Origin of the sequence: Spirochaeta isovalerica, assembly GCF_014207565.1 — a bacterium.
Lineage (GTDB): Bacteria > Spirochaetota > Spirochaetia > DSM-2461 > DSM-2461 > Spirochaeta_F > Spirochaeta_F isovalerica.
Map to the genome: position 1 here is coordinate 63090 of NZ_JACHGJ010000014.1, position 9269 is coordinate 72358.

Annotated in this window: 5 protein-coding genes and 3 tRNA genes; 4 read left to right on the forward strand and 4 right to left on the reverse strand. The window is 47.4% G+C overall.

Features of this window, described 5'->3' with window-relative positions; all coding sequences use genetic code 11:
- Positions 1-10 precede the first annotated feature (10 nt).
- The 3 genes from HNR50_RS21465 (at position 11) to HNR50_RS21475 (ending at position 325) form a co-directional block, all read left to right on the forward strand.
- A tRNA-Arg gene (locus HNR50_RS21465) sits at positions 11-83 on the forward strand.
- A gap of 61 nt (positions 84-144) precedes the next feature.
- A tRNA-Asp gene (locus HNR50_RS21470) sits at positions 145-218 on the forward strand.
- Between the two features lie 33 nt (positions 219-251).
- A tRNA-Asp gene (locus HNR50_RS21475) sits at positions 252-325 on the forward strand.
- A 135-nt stretch (positions 326-460) separates the two neighbouring features.
- Here HNR50_RS21475 and HNR50_RS21480 read toward each other — a convergent pair.
- Together HNR50_RS21480 and HNR50_RS21485 are read right to left on the reverse strand one after the other, a co-directional pair.
- Entirely contained in the window at positions 461-2221 is a 1761-nt protein-coding gene (locus tag HNR50_RS21480) for a HEAT repeat domain-containing protein (protein WP_184748864.1), read from the reverse strand.
- Entirely contained in the window at positions 2218-3081 is an 864-nt protein-coding gene (locus tag HNR50_RS21485) for a glycosyltransferase family 2 protein (protein ID WP_184748865.1), read from the reverse strand. Before HNR50_RS21485 ends, HNR50_RS21480 begins: the two co-directional genes overlap by 4 nt.
- A 61-nt stretch (positions 3082-3142) precedes the next feature.
- On the opposite strand from HNR50_RS21485, the gene HNR50_RS21490 reads away from it, so the two are divergent.
- Positions 3143-3805 carry a TrmH family RNA methyltransferase gene (locus tag HNR50_RS21490; RefSeq protein WP_184748866.1) on the forward strand — a complete coding sequence of 221 codons (663 nt, stop codon included), beginning with the start codon at positions 3143-3145 and terminating at the stop codon, positions 3803-3805.
- Here HNR50_RS21490 and HNR50_RS21495 read toward each other — a convergent pair whose 3' ends face one another.
- A complete protein-coding gene (locus HNR50_RS21495; RefSeq protein ID WP_184748867.1) occupies positions 3806-4894 on the reverse strand; it encodes a GGDEF domain-containing protein in 1089 nt (362 codons plus the stop codon).
- A 10-nt stretch (positions 4895-4904) separates the two neighbouring features.
- Positions 4905-9269: FlgD immunoglobulin-like domain containing protein (locus tag HNR50_RS21500; protein WP_184748868.1), on the reverse strand; the 4365-nt coding region annotated here is incomplete at its 5' end.

Below are 9269 nucleotides of genomic sequence, written 5' to 3' on the forward strand. Positions count from 1 at the left end.
TCGCATATTTGCCCCGGTAGCTCAGGGGATAGAGCAACCGCCTCCTAAGCGGTAGGTCGGACGTTCGAATCGTCTCCGGGGTATTTTTTTTGTCTATATAGTTGACAAAAAATGACTGCCTATATAATATGCAGTTCGTTGTCTGGAGGCGTAGCGAAGTTGGTTATCGCGCCGGCCTGTCAAGCCGGAGATCGCGGGTTCGAGGCCCGTCGCTTCCGTACCTGGAAGCAATTCCATTATTACAGACAACTGGAGGCGTAGCGAAGTTGGTTATCGCGCCGGCCTGTCAAGCCGGAGATCGCGGGTTCGAGGCCCGTCGCTTCCGCATATGGGGAACATCGAAAGATGTTCCTTTTTTTTATCCGGATAGCCTCGAAACATGAGATGCGAGACTCGCAGCATCGAACAGGTTGAACAAGGGCGAGAAAAAGCCGGCAAGGATGCCGATGGCCTGACTGCTTCAGGGAACAGCCTGACTGAAAGTTCCCTCCACGACAAGATTGTAGGTCAGACCGTACTCTTCCAGGATCTGGTCCGCTAGATTTTTTCTGTTGATCGATACGGATTCGTAAAGGGAGATGATCCTGTCTCTGGACTCCTCGAAGCTGTTAATCAGCTGCTTTTCAGTCTCACTTGTTCCGATATAATTTGAAAGCTGCATATCCAGCTCTTGAGCGGAACGGGCGAACAATTCGCTGTAATCCCTCTGACGCCTGGCTTTTTCCAGGTCTTCGACATTTTTGCTATCCATATAATTGTGCATATATGTGAATGAGAGCTGAAGGGCTTCTTCGGACTTTTTCTGAAAATCGTTTCTGGAAATATAAAATGTTGTGTAACGAGATCCCGAATCGCGGATTTCCTTTTCCGCTTTTTTCAATGAAATTGAAGCCAGGCTTATCAATTTTATGGATGAGATATCCCGTTTTAATAAGCCGGATAACTCAAGTCCGGACAGATAGGTGTCAATTGAATCTCTATCGGTATAGAGAATCAGAGCGCGACTCCTGTTGTTTCTATTATAGAGAGATGTGCTTGTATCGCTGATTAGTCTCGGATCTTTCAGTGTCGTCAGACCCTGTACAGCAAAACTGTATTTATCGTAATCCCGCCGATCCAGAATGCCGAGAAACCTGTCACCGGCTTCCGTGCCGAAAAGGAGAATATTTTTTATAGCTGCCGAACGAACCGCCCTATCGGGATTATCGAGAAGGGTCATAAGAAAATCGAGAGACCGCCCATTATCGATTTTACCCAGAAGCCCGATTGCGCTGATTAGGATTTCTTTTCTGTCGCTTTCAAGTGCCCGGCCGAGATTATCCAACGCGGTCTCTCCGAATGTGGAAACTGTATAGACAGCCCGTTCCCGGACCCTCTGGTTTTCATTACCGAACAGCTCAATAATCGGGTCGATGGAAGAGGGACTTTTCAAAGCCTCAAAGAGGCCTAAAACAGATAATTGAGTCTCCGGCGCAGGGTTATTGAGGACGTTGATCAGATAGGGAACCGATTTCTCTCCAAAATCGACAAATGCGAATTTAACGGCATTGCGCACTTTCACTTCCGGATCATACATATAGGGAAGCAGGGTGCCCAGTATGGCAGGATCCCCCATTCGGCTTAAAGTTCTGACAATTCCGATTCTTATTTCCGGTTCCGGCCTCAGGAGGCTGTCGTAAAGTATTCTATCATTTATATCCGCCAGTGCGGCCGCCGCAGAAACGGCTTTATCGACAACGCTTTTTTGATTGCTTAAAAAAAGCTCGATAATTTTCTCCAGGCTCGCGGAGTCATCCAGCTGAACAAGCAGCTCCAGAAGCTTGAGGATCAGATCATTATTATCTCCGGAAAGAGCTTCCCTGAAAACTCTGGCAGCTTCCTGTTCGTTTCGGAGAAGAAGATCTTTTGTGTTGCGGGAAACGGAAATATCATCATCGATCAAAAGAGGCAGCAGATCCCTGTAATACGATGCCGTATCCAGCTGTCCCAGTTGAAAGACAGCCATATGCCTTACGGCGGGATTCGGGTCACGGGAATATTCCAGTAGATCGGGAATATCGGCATTGGTAACGGGAAAAGTACCCAGAGGGTTTCCCAGTATAATCAGAGCTGACTCCGCCCTGTCCTGAGCGGAATCCATCGGCAGGTCATTGATGACAGACCGGCAGGAGAAGAAGAGAGATACGACTAAAATGAGGATTAATAGGATTTTCCGTTTCATTTCTCTCTATGACCATCGTCATTCATATAGAAAAAATAGAGCGAATCATATTTCTCGGCTTCTTTTTCCCGTCCTCTTTTCCGGCATCCCTTTCCGTAAATGCGGCATTTGCGGGCCAGTTCCTTCCTGGCAACCTTCTCTTTTTCCAGAGGGAGCAGTTTGGAATCGATCAGATTTTTAAGCGCGTCAATTTTGAAATTCTCTATGAAACCGTACTTGAATGATAATTGATCTCCACCTCCGGCTCTTTTGACAATAAGGTCTTCATCTATATAACCAACGGAATACCGTGAAGTTACCCGAAGCCAGAATTCATAATCCTCACAGATTTCCAGATCTTCCCTGAACCCGCCGAGAACCGTAAACATCTCTCTGTCCATCAGGACCGTTGAGGGTCCGATCTCGCATTTTCCGAGAGAGACTTCAAAAAGGTCCCCTTCTCTTTTGTGCTTTCTATGGCTCTGGGAGATAATTTTTCCCTCGCGGGACCACACTTCCCGCGTATGCAGAAAAAGACATTCTCTGTGATCATTCATATAGGAAATTTGTCTGTCCAGCTTCTCTTCATTCCATAAGTCATCGGAGTCGAGAAAAGCTATCCAGCGCCCTGCGGCACGATCAACAGCTCTGTTTCTCACATATCCCGGATTTCCGTTATGCGCCAGTCTGATGATTTGAACTCTCCTGTCTCCTTCATATTCTTTCAAGCTCTCAAATGTTCCGTCATCAGAACCATCGTCGGCAATGATTAACTCCCAATCCCGGAAAGTCTGGTCAAACACAGATTTTACAGCTTCATGAATGGCCTCTTTTCTATTGAAAACAGGAATAATAACAGAAACAGACACTTTTTCTGACATATACATGGTGTAACACAGCTTTATCGTTTCATCAATGAAGCTTAAAGCCTATTATAGAGAAATGACAGACCCATTGATTTCCTATCTGAGCGGCTTCATAAGCCCGGACCGCTTTGAAAGGATGACAGCCGTACTTGCCAGGCGTACAGAATATCTGACCGTTGTCCTCGAAGACCTCCACTACAGCCAGAACGGCAGTGCAGTGATACGCCATTGCGATGCTTTCGGCATTCAGAATCTCCATGTAATAGAAAACCGCAACAAATTCAAAGTTAAAAATCATGCCGTCAGGGGAACTCTTAAATGGATTAATCTCAATCAGTTCAATGAAGAACGCAGCAACAGCCGGAACGCAATTGAGAGACTGAAAAAAGAAGGGTACCGGATAATTGCCACATCTCCCCATTCCAGCGGTTCGACTCCATCTGATTTTGACTTGAATTCCGGACCGGCGGCATTGTTTTTCGGCAACGAAAGAGACGGGCTTTCCCGTGAGGTTTTAGAGCTGGCTGATGGTCATATCCAGATCCCCATGGAGGGATTCGTCGAAAGCCTGAATATATCAGCCAGCTGCGCTATCATTTTGAATCAACTGGGATCTCGTCTGAGAGAATCTGACCTTCCCTGGCAATTGAGTTCTGAAAGATATAATCAGATTCTCACCCTGTGGCTGAAAGATTCAATCAGAAAAATCGATTTTGTGATGCGGGAATACGAGAAATGATTATTTGACGACTTTGTTTCGTCCGGTTTTTTTGGCTTCATAGAGATTATTATCCGCCCGTTCGATAAGATGATCGTCATTATCGCCCAACCTCACTTCGGCGATCCCGATACTTATAGTCACTGTCCAGGGAACTTCTTCGAAATTATAATTCTCTATTGATTTTCTCATTCTTTCAGCCATCAGGCCCGCTTGATCCCGCTCCGTATCGTTGAGAACAATAAGAAACTCTTCCCCTCCATAGCGATAAGCCGTATCGGTTTCCCGTATTCCGTCCCGGATCACCATGGCAAAGGATTTAAGAACCCTGTCGCCGACAGAATGACCGAGCTGATCATTTACCTTCTTGAAGTGGTCGATATCGAGGAGCAGAATTGATGTCTTATCGCCGTAGCGCCCGAAAAGGGAAATTCTCAATGGAAGGATGTCGAAGAGATAACGCCGGTTATAGAGTCCTGTCAGAGGATCTTTCAGAGCGGAATCTTCAAGTTTCACCTTCAGCTCAAGCATCTGCAATCTCGTTTTTTCCCTAACAAAAACCAGATAAATGGACAGGATGGTAAAAATAACGATGGGGAGCATGCGATCAGGAGTCAGCATGCTATCTAAAAAGAAAACACAGGCAGAGATAAACAGGAGAAGCCCGGAGACGGAGAAAATCACATATTGCTTCCAGTCAATTCTGAAAAGATAGGCAACCATAAAGAGGCCGACGGCATAGGCAGAGTAATCACTGGATGACTGAAGATCCAGAAGGGTGAGAAAAACTGTCACGAGAAACATCAAATAATAATAAGATGAGAAAAAGACCGCTTTAAGGGTATGTTTTTTTATTTTAAGAACTAGTGGCAGCAACACTCTGAAGATAAGGGAAAACAGAGCCGCGAAAAAAAACAATCCGACATAGAAAGGGAATAATGCTGAGATATTTTCCTTTCCCGGAAAAAATCTGTACTGAAGCAGATAGAGACTTGAAACGGCAAAAAGAACCAGAGGAACTATTTTCAAGACCCTCCGGTTTTCCTCAAATCTCTCCTTTCGGCTGAGATTTGTCAGTAGTTTTTTATTGAGGTTTTTCAGCCTGTCCATCAGCCTCCGATTATTTTACAACCATGACCTTTCTCGTTTCATCTATTCCCGGTGCTACAATCCTTATAAAGTATACGCCCCTGGCTACGATTCTGCCACCGGAGTTGTGTCCGTCCCATGCTGTTGAATACTCGCCGGCTTCCTGACGTCCCCTCTGCAGCACATCGACCATGGCCCCGGAAATGTCGAAAACCTGTATGGTTACCATACCCGCTTCAGCCAGTTCGTAGTGAAGATTAGTCGTTTCCCCGTTCTCCGGATTGATGACGTTCTTGAGAATGGTTACGCCGCCGACCTGGGTTGTTATGTCGTGAATAGCGAAGGTCCAGGGCTTGATCTGGCGGTACCAGTCGCTGGCAGAAGAATTCTCGATTCTGGCGGCAAAGAGAGAGTATGCCGGCAGATAGTAGAGGAATTCCACATCGGCTACCGATTCCAGCTCGGGATCGTCGTTGTCGAAACTGTGAACCCTTAGCTGATTGGAAGGAGATGTCCCGGCTGTCGCTTCTCTTTCATCCGGGTTGGGAGAGGGGACGATGCCGTAGAAGTCGTAAATATCGTAGTCGTCTGCTGCGGGAACGTTTCCGAAAGAGACGCCCGGGAGCCACAGACCGTCCCGGTCGTTATTCTGTCTGTATGCAGATGGAACATCAACGTCGAAAAAGAGCTGAACCTGCGGATCGAGACCGCTGGGAGCGCTGTGTCCGCTGTTGATATGGGTCGTCAGCTCGATGGGCTGGTCCTGCAGCCAGGTGCCGCCTGTGAAGTCGCGGATGGTTCCGATTCCGCCGCGGTCCGGATCGGTTTGGGACTCGTCGGTGGCGTAGACGGGCTGGAGGATGGCGTCGCCGGTCAGGCCTAGGGCGAGGTCGGAGACCCGGTGGGCGCCGCTTGCCGTTCCTCCTCCGATCATCGGGTTATTGCTGTCTCCGACATTCCCGGTTGCCAAATCGGGTATGGCTGTCGGGTCTGCAGAAGGATAATTTGCTGCAAATGTTCCCCAGGTGTCATTCCAGTTATCCATATCATCAATATCATTAACAATCTGGAGGATTGCTCCATTCAAGATTTCATCAGCTGTAACGAGGGCGTCGAGCGTCAATTCCAGCTCTTTAGTTCCGGTACCGGAAGTTGTTATTCTGGCAAGAGATGAGATGTTAGCGGCTCCGCCGTAAGAGAAATCTACCGCTTCTATCACAGTCTCGTCGGGCTGACGTACATATTCGGAAAACTGCACGTAAATTTTGTTTTTTTCCGAACTCGATAGTGTGTAGTTGTAAATGGGGGCTGCGTTATCAATAGGAGTCTCCGAAGGAACGGCGACACCATACTCGACTAAAGCTCCGCCTGTTGTGGAGAATAGAGACGTGTTTGTCATCAGCCTCCACTGTGGTGTAACATCTGTATCGGTATATTCTTTTTCAACAAGATGTATGAAAAACTCTGAGGCAATCGAATTATCACTGTCGGAAAACCCGTTTAATCCGTACGGAAGTACTGAATTGTATGAAGTATCGACTTCATATCCATCGACCCAGGCCGTAACATCATCAAACCTGTTAGGGTCATCGAGTATGGCCACACTCTCAACGCGAACGCGAATTCTGTCTAGACGACCGTTCAGGTCCGAGTCCTCTGCCCAGCTGACGACAATGGCGATAAAAAAGAACCAGTTAGTGTTGTTACCGCCATCGTTACATGTCGTGTCAGGAGTAATGGGATTTATAGCATGACTGTTTATGACATTAACATACTCAAATGTCGCGGTTGCCGATCCTCCGGCTGAGGGAAAGTCGATTTCCAGCTCCCATTGTGTCGGAGAATTCGTGCTATCAAGTGTTATCAGATTTCCTGACACACCCCTGATAGTCATATTCCGATAAATGGTCTGGCGTTTTCCGGCACCGAAGAGAATCGTGCCTCCTGCAATCTGGTAGCTGAAGTTATAAAAACTGTTATCTCCCCAGATAGAAATAGTTCCTGGATTTTGAAACACTACCGTGCTAGTGTCATATTGAAAAATTCCGCTATAGGGATCTAAAGCTGCATTTCCATCTCCATCGGAATCGAATGTATCGGCTGTAGCGGAGAACGTAATGGTATTGTCATTTGCCGCCAGAATTCCCGATGAAAGAAGAAGACCCTTATCAATAGTGAGAGCCGATGAACCGGCCTGGAGAGTTGTGGTTCCGCCTGCTTTTTCAAGCTCATAAAATGTTTCGTTTGTCGTAATTGAGCCTGTCCCGTCGAATATGACACGGTTGTTATTATGGGTAAATGTTCCGTTATCAGTCCAGTCTCCGGCAATATTCATATTCTGACTGCCGGAATCGAAAGTGCCGTTTGTAATCTGAATGTTTCCATTAACATCGATCGGATCAAGAAGTGTAACAGAAGTTCCATCAAGTTCCAAATTATTAAAAGGCAAAGTGTTACTGGTAAGATCCTGATTAGCGGTTCCGTCAAAGAGAACTGTCGATCCTGCTACTGTAAAAGTATCCAGATTTGTCAGATCAAGATCCCCGTCAATCAACAGCGAATCTCCGGAAATGTCTATTGTTGTATTTCCTATATTTTGGATGGATATAACTCCATCGATCTCCATTTGATCATTTGTCGTTAATACAGAGCCGGCTGCAGTAGAACCCAGAGTGACATTGAAAAAGACCTGAGAGTTACTGGTAACTGCTGAGTTACCATCAAAAACAGCCGTACCTGTTGCAGTAAATGCTCCTCCTGTAAAATCTACATCTCCGAAGAAAGAGATTGTCTGGGCGTTGTCAATCAGAGTTCCCGTGCTTACTAGCATATTTCCATTTACATCTGTTATATCCTGCAAAGTGACACTGATGCCGCTGATAGTTATATTGTTAAAGGGAAAACCCGATGATGTGAGGTTCTGATTTACTGCTCCATCAAAAACAACGGTAGAATTTGTCTCGACAAATGTATCAAGAGATGAAAAATCGAGATGTCCAGCCACGGTTAGTGTGTCACTATCAATATTTAACGTCGTAGGCACAGTATTGATGATTGAGAGAACACCATCAATTTCCATATCGGATGATGTGATGAGCGTTCCTGCGCCTGCTGTACCCAAAGTCACATTGTAGAAAGGACTGGTAATAGTCGTTGTCACTGTCGAACTGTCATTAAAAACGACTGTTCCGTTTCGGGCTGCAAAAGTATCGCTGTTCGTCCAGTTTCCATCGAGCGTTATCTGAAAATCAGAACCAGAGACATCCAACATTCCACCGGCGATGTCCAGATCATTGTTCACATCGATCGCGCTGTTCAGCGTGAAAGTCCCTACTCCGTCAATCAGAAGGTCATAGAAAGAAGCGATCCTTACCGTTCCGCCCGCTACGCCGTCATACTCAACCTGACCGGTATCCACATCCATCGTCGTGATGCTCTGGGTTCCCTGAGTCCCCTCGAGCTGAAGAACATTGTCGTTCACAAGCGTTCCGACCGTGAAGTTGTTCGCCTGCATATCAACTATCGTCCCAGCGCTGATCGTCAGGGTATCGCTTACCGTTACCGCATCGAGAAGACTCAAGGTCCCGCTCAAGCCGCCTTTGGTCACATCTCCGAAGGTGTAGCCGCCGGGATCGAAGTTCTGGTTCCCGTTCGCATTGAACAGAAGCAGACTCGCTGCATTAGTCGTCACAGCCCCCGCTGCGGAAAAATCCCCGTTCCCGCCGATGGTCAGCGTATCATCTGAAAAATCTATCGCGCTTCCACCTGCCGCACCAAAACCGAGGCTGCCCGTCAGGGTCATATCATTATTCAAAGTCAGAGCCGAATCATTCGTTCCGTCTCCGATCTGCACATTGCTGAAAGAGTCTCCGTCGGAGGTGTAGCTCTGCGCTCCGATGTTGTCGAACGTGACCGTTCCGCCGCTGATGGTCACAGTTCCGCTGTCATTCCAGTCTCCCGCTACCGTGAAGTTCTGTCCTGTCGCAAAAGTACCGCTCACAGTTACATCGTCAAAATCTCCTGTGTCGCTCAGCGTCATCAGACCGCTTACATCTATGTCGCCCAGATCTTCTCCCGCTGCAACAAGCGTCTTACTCGGAGCGACTCCGTCAAACTCGAAGACTCCTGTGCCCTTGGTAAACGCTCCTCCGGTGAAATCGACATTCTCGCTCGCCTGGATCGTTCCCGCTCCGCCGAGGAGCGTTCCGTTTACATCCAGTACCGCATCGAGATTCAAAACATCCGCGATCAGGGAAGAGGAGAAATCAAGTGTTCCGTCTGTGTCCACAAGAGCCATCGCACCGCTCACCTGAAGGTTGAAGGCCGAGGTGTCCAGCGTTCCGTCCGTTACCGTCAGGTCATTGGTCACAAGCGTATCGTTACCCAACGTCCAGGT

Bases quoted from the DNA above. Each gene is read 5' to 3' on its own strand.
- HNR50_RS21485 (WP_184748865.1), bottom strand. From the start codon at position 3,081: ATGTCAGAAAAAGTGTCTGTTTCTGTTATTATTCCTGTTTTCAATAGA.
- HNR50_RS21490 (WP_184748866.1), top strand. From the start codon at position 3,143: ATGACAGACCCATTGATTTCCTATCTGAGCGGCTTCATAAGCCCGGAC.
- HNR50_RS21495 (WP_184748867.1), bottom strand. From the start codon at position 4,894: ATGGACAGGCTGAAAAACCTCAATAAAAAACTACTGACAAATCTCAGC.
- HNR50_RS21480 (WP_184748864.1), bottom strand. From the start codon at position 2,221: ATGAAACGGAAAATCCTATTAATCCTCATTTTAGTCGTATCTCTCTTC.